16 protein-coding genes are annotated in these 19537 nt (G+C 65.3%); 13 read left to right on the top strand and 3 right to left on the bottom strand.

Features of this window, described 5'->3' with window-relative positions; translation table 11 throughout:
* Positions 1-34 precede the first annotated feature (34 nt).
* From CI41S_RS13565 to CI41S_RS13515, 11 genes are all read left to right on the top strand, one after another.
* The gene (locus CI41S_RS13565; RefSeq protein WP_139859610.1) at positions 35-772 is read left to right on the top strand and encodes an SDR family oxidoreductase; all 738 of its coding nucleotides are present in this window, start codon (positions 35-37) and stop codon (positions 770-772) included.
* Positions 773-784: 12 nt separating this feature from the next.
* On the top strand, positions 785-1966 hold the full coding sequence (locus tag CI41S_RS13560; protein WP_139859607.1) for an acyl-CoA dehydrogenase family protein: 1182 nt from the start codon (positions 785-787) through the stop codon (positions 1964-1966).
* A gap of 77 nt (positions 1967-2043) precedes the next feature.
* Complete coding sequence (locus CI41S_RS13555) at positions 2044-3174, top strand: acyl-CoA dehydrogenase family protein (protein ID WP_139482191.1); 1131 nt, start codon at positions 2044-2046, stop codon at positions 3172-3174.
* A gap of 15 nt (positions 3175-3189) precedes the next feature.
* The gene (locus CI41S_RS13550) at positions 3190-4380 is read left to right on the top strand and encodes an acetyl-CoA C-acyltransferase (RefSeq protein WP_139859604.1); all 1191 of its coding nucleotides are present in this window, start codon (positions 3190-3192) and stop codon (positions 4378-4380) included.
* A 23-nt stretch (positions 4381-4403) separates the two neighbouring features.
* A complete protein-coding gene (locus tag CI41S_RS13545; RefSeq protein ID WP_139859601.1) occupies positions 4404-5414 on the top strand; it encodes an NAD(P)H-dependent flavin oxidoreductase in 1011 nt (336 codons plus the stop codon).
* 11 nt (positions 5415-5425) lie between these two features.
* On the top strand, positions 5426-6193 hold the full coding sequence (locus CI41S_RS13540; protein ID WP_139859598.1) for an enoyl-CoA hydratase-related protein: 768 nt from the start codon (positions 5426-5428) through the stop codon (positions 6191-6193).
* A 46-nt stretch (positions 6194-6239) separates the two neighbouring features.
* Positions 6240-7400: an iron-containing alcohol dehydrogenase gene (locus tag CI41S_RS13535; RefSeq protein WP_139859596.1), complete on the top strand. Its 1161-nt coding sequence runs from the start codon at positions 6240-6242 to the stop codon at positions 7398-7400.
* Positions 7401-7424: 24 nt separating this feature from the next.
* Positions 7425-8231, top strand: coding sequence for a glutathione S-transferase family protein (locus CI41S_RS13530; RefSeq protein ID WP_139859593.1), 807 nt, complete (start codon positions 7425-7427; stop codon positions 8229-8231).
* A 36-nt stretch (positions 8232-8267) separates the two neighbouring features.
* Positions 8268-8969, top strand: a complete 702-nt coding sequence (locus CI41S_RS13525) for an SDR family NAD(P)-dependent oxidoreductase (protein WP_139859590.1) — start codon at positions 8268-8270, stop codon at positions 8967-8969.
* Positions 8970-9022: 53 nt separating this feature from the next.
* Positions 9023-10222 (top strand): ABC transporter substrate-binding protein, encoded by a 1200-nt coding sequence (locus CI41S_RS13520; RefSeq protein ID WP_139482184.1) that lies wholly within the window; start codon positions 9023-9025, stop codon positions 10220-10222.
* Between the two features lie 7 nt (positions 10223-10229).
* The gene (locus CI41S_RS13515) at positions 10230-10955 is read left to right on the top strand and encodes a hypothetical protein (RefSeq protein WP_139859587.1); all 726 of its coding nucleotides are present in this window, start codon (positions 10230-10232) and stop codon (positions 10953-10955) included.
* 11 nt (positions 10956-10966) lie between these two features.
* Here CI41S_RS13515 and CI41S_RS13510 read toward each other — a convergent pair whose 3' ends face one another.
* Together CI41S_RS13510 and CI41S_RS13505 are read right to left on the bottom strand one after the other, a co-directional pair.
* A complete protein-coding gene (locus CI41S_RS13510; protein WP_139859584.1) occupies positions 10967-12523 on the bottom strand; it encodes a glucosamine inositolphosphorylceramide transferase family protein in 1557 nt (518 codons plus the stop codon).
* Positions 12524-12539: 16 nt separating this feature from the next.
* Positions 12540-13730, bottom strand: a complete 1191-nt coding sequence (locus CI41S_RS13505) for a glycosyltransferase family 4 protein (protein ID WP_139859581.1) — start codon at positions 13728-13730, stop codon at positions 12540-12542.
* Between the two features lie 282 nt (positions 13731-14012).
* Here CI41S_RS13505 and CI41S_RS13500 point away from each other — a divergent pair, with 282 nt between their 5' ends.
* Positions 14013-16097: a GumC family protein gene (locus tag CI41S_RS13500; protein WP_139859578.1), complete on the top strand. Its 2085-nt coding sequence runs from the start codon at positions 14013-14015 to the stop codon at positions 16095-16097.
* A 122-nt stretch (positions 16098-16219) separates the two neighbouring features.
* On the opposite strand, the gene CI41S_RS13495 is transcribed toward CI41S_RS13500, so the two are convergent.
* Positions 16220-17569, bottom strand: coding sequence for a lipopolysaccharide biosynthesis protein (locus CI41S_RS13495; protein ID WP_139859575.1), 1350 nt, complete (start codon positions 17567-17569; stop codon positions 16220-16222).
* Positions 17570-18140: 571 nt separating this feature from the next.
* On the opposite strand from CI41S_RS13495, the gene CI41S_RS13490 reads away from it, so the two are divergent.
* Positions 18141-19361, top strand: a complete 1221-nt coding sequence (locus CI41S_RS13490; protein ID WP_139859572.1) for an FAD-dependent oxidoreductase — start codon at positions 18141-18143, stop codon at positions 19359-19361.
* Positions 19362-19537: the final 176 nt, after the last annotated feature.

The raw sequence follows: 19537 nt of genomic DNA, 5'->3' as shown, positions 1-19537 counted from the left end.
ATCAGTTCACTCAAACACAAAGCCGGAGAACACCATGCAGAAGAGAAACAGGACGGTCGCCGTCATTGGTGCCGGCGATTTCATCGGCGGCGAAATCGCCAAGAAGTTCGCCTCCGAGGGCTTCACGATCTTCGCCGGCCGCCGCAACGGCGACAAGCTGGCGCCGCTGGTCAAGGAAGTCGAAGCTCTCGGCGGCGAAATCCACGCCCGTTCGCTCGACGCGCGCAAGGAGGAAGAGATCATCTCCTTCCTCAACGACGCCGACAAGCATGCGCCGCTGGAAGTCTGCATCTTCAACATCGGCGCCAACGTCAACTTCCCGATCCTGGAGACCACCGAGCGGGTGTTCCGCAAGGTCTGGGAGATGGCCTGCTACTCCGGCTTCCTCGCCGGGCGCGAGGCGGCGCGGCTGATGCTGCCGCGCGGCGGCGGCAACATCTTCTTCACCGGCGCGACCGCGTCGCTGCGCGGTGGCAGCGGCTATGCCGCGTTTGCCAGCGCCAAATTCGGTTTGCGCGCGGTGGCGCAGGCGATGGCGCGCGAGCTCGGACCGAAGAACATCCATGTCGCGCATCTGATCATCGATGCCGGCGTCGACACCGAATGGGTGCGGCAGCGCCGCGTCGAGGCGCTCGGTCCCAACGCGCTCGACGATCCGGATCTGCTGATGCCGCCGGCCTCGGTCGCGGCGTCATACTGGCAGCTCTACCAGCAGCCAAAGAGCGCCTGGACCTTCGAGCTCGAGATCCGGCCGTTCGGCGAGAAGTGGTAGGGAGCACGGCAAATGGAGCTCGCGCTATCCCCTGAAGATGCGGCGTTTCGCGACGAGGTTCGCGCCTTCATCAAGGACAATTATCCGGCGGAGATGCGCGTCCCCAATCCGGAGACCGATCTCTCCAAGGAGCAGATGTTGCTGTGGCATCGCATCCTGCACAAGAGGGGCTGGATCGCGCCGCTCTGGCCCAAGGAATATGGCGGGCCGGGCTGGTCGATCACCCGCCGCTTCATCTTCGAGCAGGAGACGACCCGCGCCGGCACCATGCCGCCGCTGGCGTTCAGCGTCACCATGGTCGGCCCGGTCATCTACACCTTCGGCAGCGACGCGCAGAAGAACAAGTTCCTGCCCCGCATTCTCTCGGGCGAGGACTGGTGGTGCCAGGGTTATTCGGAGCCGGGCTCCGGCTCCGATCTCGCCACCGTTCGCACCAAGGCGGTGCGCGACGGTGACCATTACATCGTCAACGGCCACAAGACCTGGACCACGCTGGCGCAGCATGCCGACTGGATTTTTTGTCTGGTCCGCACCGATCCCGCGGCTAAGCCGCAATCCGGCATCTCGTTCCTGCTGATCGACATGAAGTCGCCGGGCGTCACGGTGCGCCCGATCATCACCATCGACGGCTCGCATGAGGTCAACGACGTCTTCCTCGAGAACGTCCGCGTCCCCGCCGAGAACCTGATCGGCGAGGAAAATAAGGGCTGGACCTACGCCAAATTCCTGCTCGGCAATGAGCGCACCAGCATGGCCGGCATCGGCCGCTCCACGCGCTATATCGAGCGGCTGAAGAGGATCGTGAAGGCCGAGATCCCGGAGGACGATCCGGCGCATCTCGAATTCATCCGCGACATCGCCCGCGTCGAACTCGACGTGCTGGCGCTGGAGGCGACCGAGCTGCGCGTCGTCGCCCAGATGGCCCGCGGCATCGATCCGGGGCCGGCGGCCTCGCTGTTCAAGATCCGCGGCACCGAGATTTTTCAGGATATCACCGAGCTCACGCACCGCGCGATCGGCAATTACGGGCTGGCGATCCGCGAGCACCCGGTCAGCGCCAACCATTTCATGCCGGGGCCGGACTACGGCCACACGGCATCGGAAAAATATCTCAACTCGCGAAAGCTCTCGATCTACGGCGGATCCAACGAGATCCAGCGCAACATCATCGCCAAGGCGGTGCTTGGTCTCTAGAGCATGATCCGGAAAAGTGTGAAGCGGTTTTCCGAAGAGATCATGCTCAAACAAGAACTACAGGCAACGAGGATCGAATGGATATCCAGTTCACGGAAGAGCAGGAATTGTTGCGATCCAGCGTGCAGCGTCTGCTGCGCGACCAGTATGATTTCGACGCCCGCCGCAAGATCGTCGCCAGCGAGGAGGGTTTTAGCCGCAAGCAATGGGCCGCGTTCGCGGAGCTCGGCCTGCTTGCCGCGCCGTTTGGCGAGGAGGTCGGCGGGCTCGGCGGCGGACCGCTGTCGACCATGATCATCATGCAGGAGTTCGGCCGTCATCTCGTCGTCGAGCCCTTTGTCGAGACCGTTGTGGTTGCCGGCGGCCTGATCGAGCAGGTAGGCACCGACGCACAGAAGCAGGCGCTGATCCCGGACATCGCTGCGGGCACAAAACTCTGGGCGCTGGCCTGGACCGAAAAAGGCTCGCGCTTCGATCTCGCCACCGTCACCACGTCGGCGCGCCGCGACGGCAACGATTATGTCCTCACCGGCGAAAAGACCGCGGTGCTGGCAGCGCCCTGGGCGGACCATCTGATCGTTTCCGCGCGGACCTCGGGCCATCGCCACGATCGCGGCGGCGTCAGCCTGTTCGTGGTGGATCGCCGCGCCGCCAATCTCGATCTGCAGAGCTTCAAGACCATCGACGGCCGCCGCGCCGCCGAGCTCAAGCTGCGCGGCGTCCGCGGCCAGCTGCTGGGCCGGGAAGGCGAGGGCGTTGCCGCGCTCGAGTCCTGCCGCGACCGTGCCATCGGCGCACTCTGTGCGGAGGCGGTCGGCGCGATCGGCGAGCTGAATTCGGCGACGCTGGAATACTCCAAGACACGAAAGCAGTTCGGCACCACGATCGGCAGCTTCCAGGTGCTGCAGCACCGGATGGTCGACATGTTCATCGCGCATCAGGAGGCGCTGTCGCTGATGCAGCACCTCTCGCTGAGCCTCAGCGGCGCGGACGCCGGCGTCTCGCGGCTGGCCTCGGGCGCAAAGTCGAAGATCGGCTATTCCGGCAAGTTCGTCGCCGACCAGGCGGTACAGTTGCACGGCGGCATGGGCATGACCGACGAACTCAATGTCGGCCACTACTTCAAGCGGATTTCATCCATCAACATCCAGTTCGGCGATCCCGCCTACCACGTGCTGCGCTTCGCGCAGCTCGAGGCGGCCGCCTGAGACAGAGAGGCAAGCATGTCATCACCCGAAGCAGTCATCGTCTCCACCGCGCGCACCGGCGTCGGCAAGGCCTATCGCGGCGCGCTCAACAACACCGAGGGGCCGACGCTGGCCGGCCACGTCATGGCTGAAGCCGTGAAGCGCGCCGGCATCGCGCCCGGCGAGGTTGAGGACGTGGTGATGGGCTGCGCGATGCAGCAGGGCACCATGGTGATGAACGTCGCGCGCAAGGGCGCGATCCGCGCCGGTTTGCCGGTGACGGTCGCCGGCACCACCATCGACCGGCAATGCGCCTCCGGCCTGCAGGCGATCGCGGTCGCCGCGCGCTCAGTGATGCTGGATGGCGTCGAGATCGCGATCGGCGGCGGCATCGAGTCGATCAGCCTGGTGCAGAACGAGCACATGAACCGGTTCCACGCCGTCGACGACGAGCTGATGGCGATGAAGCCGGAGATGTACATGTCGATGCTGGAGACGGCGGAGGTCGTCGCCGAGCGCTACAAGATCGGCCGCGACAAGCAGGACGAATACAGCCTCGAATGCCAGCGCCGCGTCGGCGCCGCGCTGCAGGGCGGCCGCTTCAACGACGAGATCGTGCCGTTCACGACCAAGATGGCCGTGGTCAACAAGGACACCAAGGAGGTTTCCTTCCAGCAGGTGACCTTGTCGAAGGATGAAGGCCCGCGCCCCGACACCACCGCCGAAGGATTGGCAAAGATCAAGCCGGTGTTCGAGGGCAAGACCATCAGCGCCGGCAATGCCAGCCAGCTCTCCGACGGGGCCTCGGCCTGCGTGATCATGAGCGACCGGATCGCCGCGCAGAAGGGCATCAAGCCGCTCGGCATCTTCCGCGGCTTTGTCGCCGCCGGCGTCGAGCCCGACGAGATGGGCGTCGGCCCGGTCGCCGCGATCCCGCGCCTCTTGAAGCGGCACAATCTCAAGATCGACGACATCGACCTCTGGGAGCTCAACGAGGCCTATGCGGTGCAGGTGATCTATTGCCGCGACAAGCTCGGCATCGATCCCGAGAAGCTCAACGTCAACGGCGGCTCGATCGCGATCGGCCACCCCTACGGCATGACCGGCGCGCGGCTCACCGGCCACCTGCTGATCGAGGGCCGCCGGCGCAAGGCGAAGTACGGCGTTGTCACCATGTGCATCGGCGGCGGCATGGGCGCCGCCGGCCTGTTCGAAATCGTCCACTGACCGGAAAACGCAGGGAGAAACTTGTGAAGACAGCGATCACTGAACTGTTCGGCATTCAGCACCCGATCATCCAGGGCGGCATGCATTACGTCGGCTTTGCCGAGATGGCCGCCGCGGTGTCCAATGCCGGCGGACTCGGCATCATCACCGGCCTGACCCAGAAGACGCCGGCGCTGCTGGCCAAGGAAATCGCGCGCTGCCGCGACATGACCGACAAGCCGTTCGGCGTGAACCTCACCTTCCTGCCGAGCTTCACCGCGCCGCCCTATCCGGAATATATCGCCGCGATCCGCGAGGGCGGCGTCAAGGCGGTGGAGACCGCGGGCCGCAGCCCGGAGCAGTACATGCCGGCGCTGAAGGCCGCCGGCATCAAGGTGATCCACAAATGCACCTCGGTGCGGCATTCGCTGAAGGCCGAGAAGATCGGCTGCGACGCGGTCAGCGTCGACGGCTTCGAGTGCGGCGGACATCCCGGCGAGGACGATATCCCCAACATGATCCTGCTGCCGCGTGCCGCGGACGAGCTGACGATCCCGTTCGTCGCCTCGGGCGGCATGGCGGATGCACGCAGCCTGGTCGCGGCGCTGTCGATGGGCGCGGCCGGCATGAACATGGGCACCCGCTTCATCGCCACCAAGGAAGCGCCGGTTCATCCCAATGTGAAGAAGGCGCTGGTCGAGGCCAACGAGCTCGACACTCGCCTCGTGATGCGCGCTCTGCGCAACACCGAGCGCGTGCTGAAGAACAAGGGCGTCGACGAGCTGCTCGAGATCGAGCGCGAGAAGGGCGCCAAGCTGAAGATCGAGGACATTCACGAGCAAGTCGCCGGCGTCTACCCGAAGGTGATGATCGACGGCGAGATGGATGCCGGTGCCTGGAGCTGCGGCATGGTGGTCGGCCTGATCAACGACATCCCGACCGTCAAGGAGCTGATCGACCGCATCATGAGCGAAGCCGAGCAGATCATCCGCCAGCGGCTGACCGGCTTCCTCGACGGCCAATTTGAAACCAGCCCGGCCCGCGCGGTGGCCTGAAGGAGGATGTCATGACCGAACATGTCAAGACCGAGATCGCCGGCGGCGTGCTGACGGTGACCATGCAGCGGCCGGAGAAGAAGAACGCGCTGACCGGCGCCATGTACAACGCGATGTCCGACGCGCTTAGCAAGGCGGAGGCGGATCCGTCGGTCCGCGTCATCCTGTTCCAGGGCGACGGCGACAGCTTTACCGCCGGCAACGATCTCGCCGACTTCGCCAGCCAGGCGCGCGGCGAGGGCACCGTCGACAGCCCGGCGCATCGCTTCATCGACACCATCAGCAAGGTTGGCAAGCCGATCGTCGCCGCGGTGCAGGGCAATGCCGTCGGCGTCGGCACCACGATGCTGCTGCATTGCGACCTCGTCTATCTCGCCGATAACGCGCGGCTGATCACGCCGTTTGTCAATCTGGCACTGGTTCCCGAAGCGGCGTCGAGCTGGCTGCTGCCTTTGCGGATCGGGCATGCGCGCGCCTATGCGATGTTCGCGCTCGGCGAGCCGATGGATGCCGCAGGCGCGCTGGCATCCGGCCTCGCCAACGCCGTGGTGCCCCAGGCCGACCTGCGCAAGAAGGCGCATGACGCCGCCATCGCGCTGACCAAGCGTCCGGCCGGCTCGCTCAGCCTGACCAAGAAGCTGATGCGCGAGCATCAGCGGATCGCCGCGCAGATTGCGGAAGAGGGCGTGCTGTTCAAGCAACGGCTGACGACGCCGGAGGCCCGCGAGGCGTTCGCCGCCTTCGCGGAGCGGCGGCAGCCGGACTTTTCAAAACTGTAGGCCGCATCGGCCGCGTGGATCACGGACAGATCGAGGGAGCAAGCGCATGGGCGTCGTCGGCAGTCATCAGTATCCCACCATGGAATCCGTGATCTACGGCAGGCCGGCAGCCGAAGCGCTGCGCGAGGAGGCCGAGCGGCTCGGCGCCAAGCGCGTCTATCTGATCGCCAGCCGGACGCTGAACACCACGACCGACGAGATCGAGAAGATCCGCAAGGCGCTCGGCGATCGTCATGCCGCGACCTTCGACGGCGTGCCGCAGCACACCACGCGGGATGTGGTGACGCAGATCGCGCGGCAGGCCAGCGAGGCCAAGGCCGATCTGGTGGTCGCGATCGGCGGCGGCTCGGTGGTCGATGCCGCGAAGATCGTGCTGATGTGCATGGAGAACGAGATCTTCGAGCCGGCCGGACTCGACGGTTTCGAGACCACGCCGGATCGCCGCTTCGGGCCGTTCCGGACGCCAAAAGTGCGGATGATCGCGATCCCGAGCACGCTCTCGGGCGGCGAGTACAATTCCGGCGCGCTGGTCACCGACACCAGCCGCAAGCTGAAGCAGATCTTCAATCACCCGATGATGATGCCGCGCGCCATCATCCTCGATCCCGCGATCACGAAATATACGCCAGAAAAACTCTGGCTCGGCTCCGGCACGCGGGCGATGGATCACGGCATCGAGGCGATCTGCTCCAGCCGTCCCAACGTGCTGGTCGATGCGGTCTGCCAGCAGGGGCTGCGCTATTTGCATGACGGCCTGCTGCGCACCAAGGCCAATCCCGGCGACGAGGACGCACGGCTGAGCTGCCAGCTCGGCTCGTGGCTGTCGGCGTTCGGGCTGCAGTCGCGGGTGCCGATGGGCGCCAGCCACGCCATCGGCCACGTGCTCGGCGGCACCTGCGACGTGCCGCACTATTTCTGCACGGCGGTGATGATGCCGAGCGTGCTGAAATACAACCGGCCCGCGACGGAAGCCGCGCAGAAATCGGTCGCCGCCGCGCTCGGTGCGCCGGGGCGCGACGCCGGCGAGACGTTTGCCGCTTTCATCGCCGAGCTCGGCCTGCCGCGGCGGCTGGCCGATGTCGGCGTCGGCGAGGATCGGTTTGAGCTGATCGGCAAGAACGCGATGCTGTCGATCTTCACCCGGGCCAATCCGCAGCCGATCCGCGAGCCGGCCGACGTGGTCAAGATCCTCAAGCTCGCGGCCTGACCGTTCGTATCCGGAGCAAGTCCGATGGCTGACCTGCGGATATTCTCGTACCTGCCGAACCCGCGCGTCTGGAAGGCGACGATCGCCGCACGTTTCTGCGGCGTCGATGTCGAGGTCCGCGGGGCGTCCGGCAAGGAGCTGCGCGACTGGCTGTGGGACTATGATGCCCGCCCGCTGACCGAGGACGAACGCGCATCGCTGGCGTCGCTCGCGCGCACCGGCCGGGTCGGGCTGACCGGCGCCCAGCTGTTCAAGACCGACGCGTTCATGGCGGCGCAGCCGTTCGGCAACGTGCCCGCGGCATTCGGGCCCGATGGCAAGGTCGGGATCTTCGAGTCCAACAGCATCATGCGGACGGTGGCGCGGCTCGGTGCGGCAAAATTCCCGCTTTACGGCCGCGACGCCTATGAGGCGTCCAGGATCGACAGCTTTCTCGATGTCAGCCTGGTGTTCGCCCGGGACTCGCAGATCTACCTGCTGGCGCTGTCGGGCGGCACGGTCGATACGGCCATTCATGGGCGCGCCAGGGACGCGTTCGCAATCTACGCTTCCGGTATCGAACAGGCGCTGTCGCCGCAGCGGCGCGCGCTGGTCGGCGACGGCATCTCGATCGCCGATATCTGCTTTGCCGCTGAACTCGCGCTGTTCATGAACGAGCATGCCCGGTCCGAGCAATTACGCGCGCAGGGGCTCGGCAAAATCCTGCACCCGGGCGTGCGGGCTGAATATCCGCTGACCTTTGCGCACTTCGACCGGCTGGTCGCGCACGCGCATTTTTCGCCGGACCTCAAGCCATACGTCGAGAAGCTGCTGTCGAAAGCCGCTGCCTGAGCATGGGTATGACTGACAATTTGGAGGGCTGATCGCATGACCGCGCCTGTCTGTCTGATCACTGGCGTCGGCCCCGGCACGGGTTCGGCGCTGGCGAGAAAATTTGCTGAAGGCGGCTACCGCGTCGCCATGCTTGCCAGGAACGAGGAACGGCTGGCCGCGCTCGAGAAGCAGCTGCCGGGCGCGAAGGCCTATCGCTGCGACGTGTCCGATCTGGCGCAGATCGAGGCGGCGGCATCAGCAGTGGAGCGCGATCTCGGCAGTCCCGCGGTCGTGATCCACAACGCGGTCGGCGGCGGGTTCGGCACCTTCCGGGAGATCGACCCGCAGCTTCTCAATCGCAATTTTCAGGTCAACACGATGGGGCTGCTGCATCTCGCCCGGCGATTCACCCCGGCGATGATCAGCGCCGGCAAGGGCGCCATCGTCGCGACCGGCAACACCTCGGCGTTGCGCGGCAAGGCCGGCTTCGCCGGCTTTGCGCCGACCAAGGCGGCGCAGCGCATTCTCGCCGAGGCGATGGCGCGCGATCTCGGGCCGCAGGGCGTTCATGTCGCCTATGTCGTGATCGACGCCGTGATCGATCTGGAATGGACCCGGAAGCGCTGGCCGGACCGGCCGGACGACTTCTTCATCAAGCCGGCCGCGATCGCCAGCGAGATCTGGCACGTCGTGCATCAGGACCGCAGCGCGTGGTCGTTCAATGTCGAGATCCGGCCGTTCGGAGAGGCCTGGTAGCCGCGGCCGAGGACGCGAGAACCGATCAAATCATAACACGGGAGGAAAATTTCATGTTGAAGCAGTTTGCAGTATCGGTTGCATTGCTTGCATCGCTTGTCGCGGCTCCGGCGCGCGCCGAAACGCCTGGCGTCACGGAATCGGAGATCAAGATCGGGGCGGTCTTCCCGTTCAGCGGCCCCGCGTCGCCGCTCAGCAACACCGGCCGCGGCCTCATCGCCTATGTCAATTCGATCAATGACCGCGGCGGCATCAACGGCCGCAAGATCAACCTCATCACCTATGACGACGCCTACACGCCGCCGAAAGCGGTCGAGCAGGTCAGGAAGCTGATCGAGAGCGACGAGGTGGCGTTCATGTTCAGCCAGCTCGGCACGCCCGGCATCGGCGCGACGATCAAGTACATCACGGCCAAGAAGGTGCCGGATCTCTTCGTGGTCAGCGGCGCCACCAAGTTCACGAATTTCGCCGAGTTCCCGACGACCACTACCGGGCTGCCAAGCTACAACACCGAAGGCAAGATCTACGCAAAATACATCGCGCAGACCGCGCCCGACGCCAAGATTGCGATCCTCTATCAGAACGACGATCTCGGCCGCGATTTCGTCACCGCGTTCAAGGAGACGCTGAAGGCCGACTTCGACAAGAAGGTGGTGACGTCGCCCTACGAGGTCACCGAGCCGACCATCGATTCCCGCGTGGTGCAGCTGAAGGCATCGGGCGCCCAGGCGTTCCTGATCGCTGGCACGCCGAAATTCGCGGCACAGGCGATCAAGAAGGCGAGCGAGATCGGCTGGACGCCGCTCACCGTCCTCAACTACGTGTCGAGCTCCGTCTCTTCGACCATCGTGCCGGCCGGCGCCGACAAGGCGGTGGGCGTCGTCGTGGCGACCATTGCCAAGGATCCCAACGACAAGAAATGGGCCGACGATCCCGGCGTCAAATGGTATCGCGCGCATTTCGAGAAGTATCTTCCCGGGGCCGACATCGGCGACAGCAACTATCTGTTCGGCACGCACCAGGGCCAGATCCTCGAACAGGTGCTGAAGCAATGCGGCAACGATTTGTCGCGCGAGAACATCGTGAAGCAGGCGCGCAACATCAAGGGGCTCACGCTGCCGACGCTGATGCCGGGCATCACCATCAACACCGGCCCCGACAACAGCATGGCCTACACCCAGCTGCAGCTGCAGCGCTGGACCGGAAGCTCCTGGGAGCAGTTCGGCGGCGTGCAGAGCGCCGACGCGAAGTGAGGCGGTCATGAGCGGGCTGCTTGGCGAAGTTCTCGAGGCGCATGGCGGGCTGGAACGCTGGCGGCGATATGCGAAGGTGGAGGCGACCATCGTCACCGGCGGCGGCTTCTTCGCCCTGAAGGGCCTGCTGCAGGATCGCTCGCCGCGGCGCATGACGGTGTGGCTGCACGAGGAGCGGGCGTCGATCACCCCGTTCGGCGCGGCCGACCAGCGCACGATGTTCACCCAGGACCGGGTGGCGATCGAGAAGCTCGACGGCACGTTGGTGGCGGAGCGCCGCGCGCCGCGCGATTCGTTTGCCGGTCACCAGATGCACACGCCCTGGGATCCGCTGCACCGCGCCTATTTCAACGGCGAGGCGGTATGGACCTACCTGACCACGCCGTTCGTGCTGGCTATGGACGGCGTCCGGGTCGAGGAGCTAGAGGCCTGGCGCGAGGGCGAGGAAACCTGGCGCGTGCTGCGCGCCTATTTCCCGGGCTGGATCGAGACGCATTGCATGACGCAGGACTTCTTCTTCGGTCCGGACATGATGCTGCGCCGTCACGACTACAGCGTGAGCATCGCAGGAGGCTTTCCGGCGGCGCAGCTGACGTCGGGCTACATCGAGGCGGGCGGCATTCGGCTGCCGAGCGTGCGGCGTGCCTACACCCGCGGCCCGAATCGCAGGCCGATCACCGACATGCTGATGGTCGCGATCGATTTCAGCGAGGTCGCGTTTTCGCAGGCGTGACCGTGGGTGTGCTAGTGCTGGCGCTCGGCTACGGGTTTCGCGATCGCGCCGCGCCATTCCGGCTGCGACGACTTGCCGGACGAGCGAAACCTGTTCAGCAAGGCCGTGGTCTTCGGCTGAACCCGCGAGCCGTCGATCACCTCGAGCGTGCCGCACCGGTTGAGCGTGTGCAGCTTCCGTCCGGTCCATAGCGGTCCGGGCTTGAGCAGATGGCGCACCGTCTGGCGGTATGTCGTCGGCGACAGTTCGAGAATTTCGGCAAGGCCAAGCGCTGCGCCATAGCCGTTGGTGCAGTCCTGCACCGGCCGCCACAGCCGGCCATCGATGGTGACGAAATTCCCGGCCGGCCGCGTCGTCGCGCGATCCATCAGGATCGGATTGCTGGCATGCGGCTGCCAGGGGCCGAACAGCTGCTCGGCGTAGTAGATCGCCAGCGTATCGGAGTAGCCGCCGGTGCCGTCGCGCCAGGCGCCGAACATGTAATAGAGGCCGTTGTGTTGCGTGATCGTGACGTCGGCGAGCTCGAGCCCGGAGAGCAGCGTCGCGTGCCGCTCCCATTTGTCCGGAAAGCGGACGCATTTGTAGACCGGGACGTCGCGATGCCCGGTGCTCTCTGGGATCATCCACAATTCGCCGTTCTGCTCGATTAGGAACGGGTAGGACAGATGCCAGGGCTCTTCCAGCACGGCAAACACGTCACCGATCGGGCCTTTGCCGTCGAACTCGATCGCTGAGATGATGCCCTTGCCGACGCGGTGGTCGAGGTCTTCGAAGAACACGACAGTTCTGCCCTGCCATGTCACCGGGACGGGATCGGCATAGAAGTGGTTTCCGGGATCGGCGAGCACGTTCCAGGCTGGTCCGCTTAGATCGCGCGTCTGCCAGATGTCGGAGTTGTCGTTGTAGCGCCAGCCGACGTGCCAATGCGGGGCATAGCAGCACAGGCGATAGATTTCCTTCGCGATTGACGTTGCCACGCCGCGGAGCACATAGGGCGCGGGCTTGCGCGGAGCGCCCATCGAATAGGCCAGCTGCGGCACCAGTCTCGGCGCGCCCGACACGGCCGCCGCCAGCATGCTCAGGGTTCGCGCCATCACCGTGTCGAGCCCGCCGCTCAGGCCGGCGGCAACCTCCGCAGACGGATGACCGCGGTCGATCACCGTGCCGTCGCGCTCGTTGACGATTTCGATCACCGGCAGGTTGCCGGCGAGGATCGCCGCGAGTGCCGCGTTTTCGCCCGCGACGCCATTGAATCTCGGGCGGAGATAGAGCTTTGCGGCGCTGTCCCGGTCCCGCTCGGCGGTGGTGAAATCCACCACGACGTCTGCGTCGCCGAGCCTTGCCTGCGACTGCTCCGGGAGCGCCTTGACCATGTCGGCGCCACCGGCCTTGCCCTTGCGCAACACCACGCGCTCGAGCGCAAACAGCGCCTCCAGGCCGGCAGGCCGCGGCTCCGTGGTTGCGGTCCAGGCGATCTGAACGGGAATGTCCTCGCCGTTGACGTGCAGCGTCTCGCGGCACATCCAGCGCCGCGCGTGGTCGCGTTCGCAACGAAATTGGATGATCATGTCCGGCCCACCCCGTCTATTGCGCGCCCCTTGTCACGGCGGCGTCGAGAATCTGGACGTATTCCTCAATCATGCCGTCGAGCGAATAGCGCGATCGCAGCCCCTTGGCGCTTTGTCGCAACGCGTCGCGCAACGTTTGATCGGTCAGAACTTTGGCAACCGCCGCCGAAAACGCGGCCTGGTCGGATGCATCGACAAAGATCGCGGTCGGCTTGCCCTCGAACGACAGCACCTCGCGGAGGACGGGGAGGTCGTTGACGACGCAGGGAATGCCGGCGCTGGCGGCCTCGACGGCGGCGAGGCCGAAGGTCTCGGCCTGGGTCGGAAACACGAACACGTCGAGGCAGGCGAGAAAGTCCGCCATCTGCCGCGGCGGAATCTCGCCGATGAAATGCAGCCGGCCGGAGACCTTGAGCTGATCCGCCAGCGCCCGCAGCCGCGGCTCGTCCGCGCCCTGGCCTGCGAGCGCAAGCTGCCACGACGGCTCGTTGGCCAGCAGGCGGATCGCCGCATCGAGCTGCTTGTGCGGGTGCAGCCGCGCGGCGCAGCCGAGCAGGACATGATCCGGCGGCAGCTTGAACTGCCGGCGCGCTTCCTCTTTCGACAGGCCGTGCGACTTGTCGTCAAAGCCGTGCGGCACGTGCTTCATGCGCGCGCGATAGGGCGCCGGATACCGGGCATATTCGCGCTCCATGGCCTGCGAGTTCAGCGTGATGCATTGGAAGAAGCCGACGCTGCCCATCACGATATCGGCGACGCGCACCGGCCAGCTCATCGACATCGCCGAGGAGACCTGGTTGGCGATGACGGGGGCGCGGCTGACGAGGCTCGACACGGCGCCGCCGATCACGTTGCCGAAATGCTGGAAGGTCAGCACGACGTCCGGCCGGATGGTCCTGATGTGACCGGCGAGCGTCCACAGCATCCGCAGCAGCGCCAGCGGGTTGCCCGGACGGCTGTCCGCGCAATAGAACGTATTGGGCGGCTCGTCGAAGGAAGCCGATCTGCGGAAGAAGAACAGGTTGGCGACCTCGTAACCGCGCGCGGCGAGGCCGGCCCCGACCAGCCGCGAAATCTCCTGGGCGCCGGCGTTCTCCGCCTGGGTCTGCACCAGCATCACGCGCAGCTTCGGCTTGCCCGCCTTCGGCCCGATGCCGGAGGCGGTGGGGGCCTCTCGCAGGTCTGTGCTGGGCGTGTAGTGGAGCACGGATTCCTCACCCGATGAAGGAGTCGACTGGCCTCCCATAATTATGAGCCCGTATCTATCACGCGAGGATCGCTCGTACATCGAGGAGCGCGTGTTGAGGTTACTGCTGATTTAGTTCAATGCGCCGGTCAAAGAATCAGGAAGCTGTCTGACAGCCACGATACAACGGCTCGTTAACTAATTGGTTACGGCGGCGCAAAGCGCGGGTAACTGCCGATTAACCATAGATATTTAGGCTGGAGCAGGTATTGCACCGTGCCAGTTGAATTCGAGTCAAAGCCCATGATGTTCCGTGGCCGCCCAGGCCCGACAAGGTCCGGTCCGACCGAGCCCGCGGCGTCGTGGGAGGCTGCCGGTGCGCCGGCCGACGGGCCTGAAGCCGAGACCATCAAGGGCGCGCTGACCCTTTCCGGTATCGCGTCGTTCCTGCGCGAAAACGGCCAGCGCATCCTGATGCTTGCCGCGGTCATCTTCGCGCTCGGCGTCATTGTTCTCATGCTGGTGCCGGTTCGTTACGCGGCGACCGCGCTGGTCGTCGTCGATCCGCGCGAGCAGCGCGTGACCACCGAGCAGGACGTGCTGCCGGGGATCGGCCAGGATGCCGCTGCGCTGCAGAGCCTGGTCGAAATCGCCAAGTCCGACGACTTTCTCCGGCCGCTGATCGAGCAGCTCAAGATCGCGGAGGATGACGATATCGCCGGCGGCAAGACCGACATCACGCGCCTGGTCGATCGGTTTCGCAATCGGCTGGATATTTCCCGCCGTGGATTAACCTATGTTATCGCCATCAAGTTCACCTCGAACAATGCGCAGCGCGCGGCGCATTACGCCAATGCCGTGGCCGAGGCCTTCGTCGCCAGCCAGCGCGGAACCCGCACCGTTGCGACCGACGAGGCGGCCGACTGGCTGAAGAGCCGGCTCAAGACCTTGAACGATCGCTTGCGGGCGTCGGAAGATGCCGTGGCGAAATTCAAGCTCGAGCATCGCATCGTCAATGCCGGCAAGGAATCCACCACCCAGCAACTACGGGTCACCGACCTGACCCAGCAGGTGGCCGCTGCGCGGGCCCGCACCGAAGAGGCCAAGTCCCGCCTCGATCAGGCGCAGCGCGACCTCAAGGCCAATGTCGACGGCCCGATCAAGCAGGACCTGCTCAGCACGCTGCGCGCCCAGCGCTCCGCGCTGAACGATCAGATCGCGCAGAAGCGGGCGGTGTTCGGTGACCGCCACCCCGACCTCGTGATGTCGCTGAGCCAGTTGAACGATCTCAACCGGCAGATCGAGATCGAGCGCAAGAAGAACATCGATACCGCCAGGTCGGAATACGAGGCCCAGCGCGATCAGCAGAAGGCGCTGGAGGATCAGCAGAAGGCGGTCGAATCGCAGATCCTGGTCGACGGTCAGGCGCTGGTGAAGCTGCAGGACCTGCAGCGCGACGCCGATGCCAACAAGAGCATCTACGAGCAATTCCTGTCGCGGTACAAAACCACCGACGAGCAGCGCTCGCTGCAGAACTCCCAGACCAAGGTCGCCTCGTTCGCGACGCCGCCGATCCGTTCGACGCTTCCGCCGCTGCCCTTGCTGCTGGCCGCGCTCGCCATCGCATCGCTGCTGATGTCGACCGCCATCGTCGCCGTCCCCGCCTATAGATGGATTCCGGCGCGGCCGGTTCTGAAAGCTCCGCGCGAGGAGGCGCCGGTCCTGCAGCCGGCATTGCCGCCGGGCCTGCCGGTGCTGGCCCGCATTCCGAACCTGGCGTCGCCGGCATCCGTCAGAAGCGTCTGGCAGAATCCGGCGTCTGCAACCGCCGAGCCCGACCTCAGTCCGCATCTGCATCTATTGATCGAGAACATCCAGCAGCTTGCCGGGTCGCATGGCAAGGTCGCGCTGCTGATGTCGGTCGAGCTAGGTGCGGGCGGCAGCACGGTGGCGCGGTCGCTCAACCGGTCGGCCGTGAAGAACGGGATGCTCAGCGTCCTGATCGAGATGACGCCGGATGGCGCCGATGCCGCGCCGGCGCAGGGCGCGGGTATCATCAAGGCCGATCTGCGTGCCGTCGTCGAACTGCTGAGCGCCAGCAAGAAGACGCAGCCGTTGTCATCAGACGACATTCGATCCGAGTTCGACCTGATCATCGTCGACGCATCGGCGCTGGCCGCGCAATTCGACGCGTCGGCGCTCGCCGATCATGCCGACCTGATCATCCTGGTGGCGCGCGACGGCGCGGCCAATTCGGCTGCCGTGCGCAAGGCGCGGGCCGGCCTGTCGAAGTTCGCCGCCGTGCCGACCGCGCTGGTGGTCAATTGCGTGCCGGTCGGCAGCCCCGTCCGTCCGGTCCAGGGCGATGCCCTGGGCATGGCGAGCTGACATCCATCGACCGAACGAGATCTAGAGCATGATCCGGAAAAGTGTGAAGCGGTTTTCCGAAAAGATCATGCTCAAACAAGAAGCTAAAGCGCGATGACGATTCAACCTAATCTCATCGCGCTTTAGTCGTTGGTGTCTGCGACGCGGACCGCGTAGGTGCTGCCGTCCTTCGACGACGACAGATGCGACAGCACCAGCACAGACGGGTCGACGCCGGTTCGCCGCCGGCACAGCACGTTGAGCGCGATGGTGGCAAGCACCAGCGAGACGGTGGCCGAGATCGCGGCGCCGAGCACGCCGAGCCAGGGGATCAGGACCAGGAAGCCGGCCAGCCGCAGCACCACATTCGCGGTGAGCACGGGAACATATTCGCGCTCATGGCCGGTCAGCTGCAGGATGGCCGCCGACGGGCCGCCCGCCGCCTGAAACGCCGTTCCGAGCGCGAGCACGATCAACACCCATTGCTGCGCGGCGAAATGCGGCCCGAACAGGCCGAGCAGCCAGGAAGCGCCGCCGCAGACGATGACGAGGCCAACGAAGACGCAAATCGCGGTCACCTCCGCCATCAGCTTCAAGGTGTGCTCGAGCTCACGATGGTTGCTGCTGAAATACAGCGAGGGCAGCCGCCGTGCGCCGAACGTATACAGCGCCGCCGAGAGCATGGCGAACAGGTTGGCGAGGCGCGAAGCCGCGAAATAGACGCCGGCCGTTGCCGGGTCCAGCATCCAGTAGACCAGGATGACGTCGAAGTACTGGTTGGCCGCCTCAAGGATCGAAGCGAGCCAGTAGCGGAACGCGCTCGCCCGCCAGCGCGGCCGCTCGAAGCGGGCGTCGACGCTGCGCAGGTTCGGCAGCACGCGCACGATCGAGGCGATCTGCACGAGCAGGCTCGCGGACATCGCGATCGCCATCGCGGCGAACAATTCGGCGGGCGTGAGTTGCCGGTGACCGAACAGCGCCGCGATCAGCAGCAGCACGACGGCGACCCGCCAGAAGAATTCGCGATTGCCTTCGCCCATCAGGATGCTGACCAGGGATCGCGCGATCTGGCTGCCGAGCATCAGTCCGGAATTGACGGCGGCAAAGGCCGAGACCGACAGGATGAGCAGCCACCACTCGCCGCGAATCCAGGCGACCGCGGCGATGGCGGCGATCGAGATCAGCATGCCGATCGCGGAGTTCTTCAGGCTGGACAGCAGGACGCCCTTGGTGAGGTCGGTCTCACCGCGCACCTGGTACTCGTTGAGAAAGCGAACCAGCAGCAGCTCCTGGCCGACCAGACCGACGACCGAGGCGATCTGGGCGACCGACAGCCAGGTCGCGAAATCTCCGAACTCGTCGGCCGACATCGCCCGCGCGGCCAGCGAGAACATCGCGAACGCGAGCCCGCCGCTGCCGACCTTGAGCAAAATGGTCCCGGCAACGCCGCGCGTCACATCACGACGCATCAGTTGGAGGAGGGAGTCAAACATGGAGACCGGGTATTCTCAGGATCCTGTCAGGCCGTTGAACCTAGCATCTGGGCGGCTAGCACTTGGCAACGATGTACTTGGCACGCAGCACCTGCCAACGTAGCACCTGCCAACGTAGCACTTGGCGAATGCTGGAGTGTTAATGTTCTGTTGCTAAGATTCCGTTCGTTTTCAGCGGCCGCGCGTCGCGCGGATCTGGTCCCCGGCGACCTTTCCGTCTTGCACCATTCTGAAACGCCTGTCTCCAAAAGGCGCAGAGGTTTCACGCAGGGCCGAGCCGGCGGCGTGACGAACCGGCGGAGCAGCCTCCACACATCGCGGATACGCCAATGCGGCTCCCAGACCCCGATTGGCGCCGTTGACGATGCAGTAACCATCCATCCTGCAGCCGGACCTCCGGAAAATACCGCTGCACGCCGCCTATGACAGGGCAAGGCGTGTGCCGAGCTCTCCCCCACGTGCCTCCCGGCGCTGCCGTTAACCTCGATCGTGGAACGCGCTGTCCGGTCCGCGGCACAGCAGGCAAGGAAATTGCAATTCGGCGGGCAGTTAAGCCGTTCGGAGCGGACAGATGATCGTTGACGAAAGCATTGCAAGGCCGATCGCAGCCAGCGAGGCGCACACAATCGAAGCGGACGTCGCCATCGTCGGCGCTGGGCTAGCGGGCTCGCTCGCGCGCGCCGTGCTGGTGCGGGCCGGATACCGGGTCGTCCTGATCGACAAGCGCACGGTCCCGCCAGACGAATTTCGTGTCGAAAAGATCGGCGGCCGGCAGCTCGATCTCATTCGCCAGCTTGGCTTCATCAACGACCTCGAGGCTGTCGGCGCGCCGTATAATCGGGTGCTCAACATCCGCGACGGCAAGGTGGTCGATATCAGCGTCGGCCAGGCGTTCGGGTTGTCCTATGCCAGCCTCGTCGGCATGGCCCGCGGGCTGTTGTCCGATCCAACCAGCTTCCTGATCGATCAGGTGACCGGCATCAGCTGCAGCGACGATCGTCAGCAGCTGGAGCTCGCCTCCGGCAAGCGCGTCACTTCGCGGCTCGTCATCCTGGCGACCGGCATGGCGAGCCCGCTGGCGTACAGTCTTGGAATCAAGCGGCGGATGCTCGCCGAACGCCATTCGGTGTCATTCGGATTTACCATCGCGCGTCCGGACAACGCGCCGTTCGAGTTCGACGCGCTGACCGCCTATGGCGAGCGCACCGCCGACGGCGTCGATTATCTCAGCCTGTTTCCGATCGCGGACGGCATGCGGGCGAACCTGTTCATGTTCCGCGACCCGACCGATCCGATCATGCGCGAGCTGCGCCGCGACACCAAGCGGACGCTGCTTCGGCTGATGCCGGGATTGCAGCGCTATCTCGGCGATTTCGATGTCGTCGGCCAGGTGCAGAGCTGGGTCATGGACCTGTCCGTGGTCGAGGGCCATCTGCAGCCAGGCGTCGTGCTGATCGGCGACGCGTTTCAAACCAACTGTCCGGCCGCCGGGACCGGCGTCAGCCGTCTGCTGGTCGATGTCGAGCGTCTGTGCACCGACCATGTGCCGCGCTGGCTCGAGACCGAGGGCATGGGCGCAGACAAGATCGCGCAGTTTTATTCCGATCAGGGCAAGCTCGCTGCCGACCGCCATTCGCTGGACATGGCGCGTTTCCGCCAGGCCCTGACGTTGAACAACGACGCGAGGTGGAGCGCGCGGCGCAAGCTGCACTTCCTGCGGCGCATGATCACGCATCGGGTGGACCGGATTCACCCGGGATGGGTCACGCGCGTCCGCGGCGCGTTGCGATAATTTGACAAGCGCCACTCGGCGGCGTCGCTGGAGCGAGCGACGAGATTCAGTTGAGCTTGCGCAGCATCGGAAGTTGACCTCTCCCTTTGGGAGAGGTCGGCGCGTAGCGCCGGGTGAGGGGTTATGGTCCCTCATTATTGCCGCGGCCCCTCACCCGATTTGCTGCGCAAATCGAC

The sequence above is a fragment of the Bradyrhizobium ivorense genome (genome assembly GCF_900696085.1).
GTDB lineage: Bacteria > Pseudomonadota > Alphaproteobacteria > Rhizobiales > Xanthobacteraceae > Bradyrhizobium > Bradyrhizobium ivorense.
Note: the sequence above shows the minus strand (reverse complement) of the source record. Positions and strands in the feature narration are given on the sequence as shown.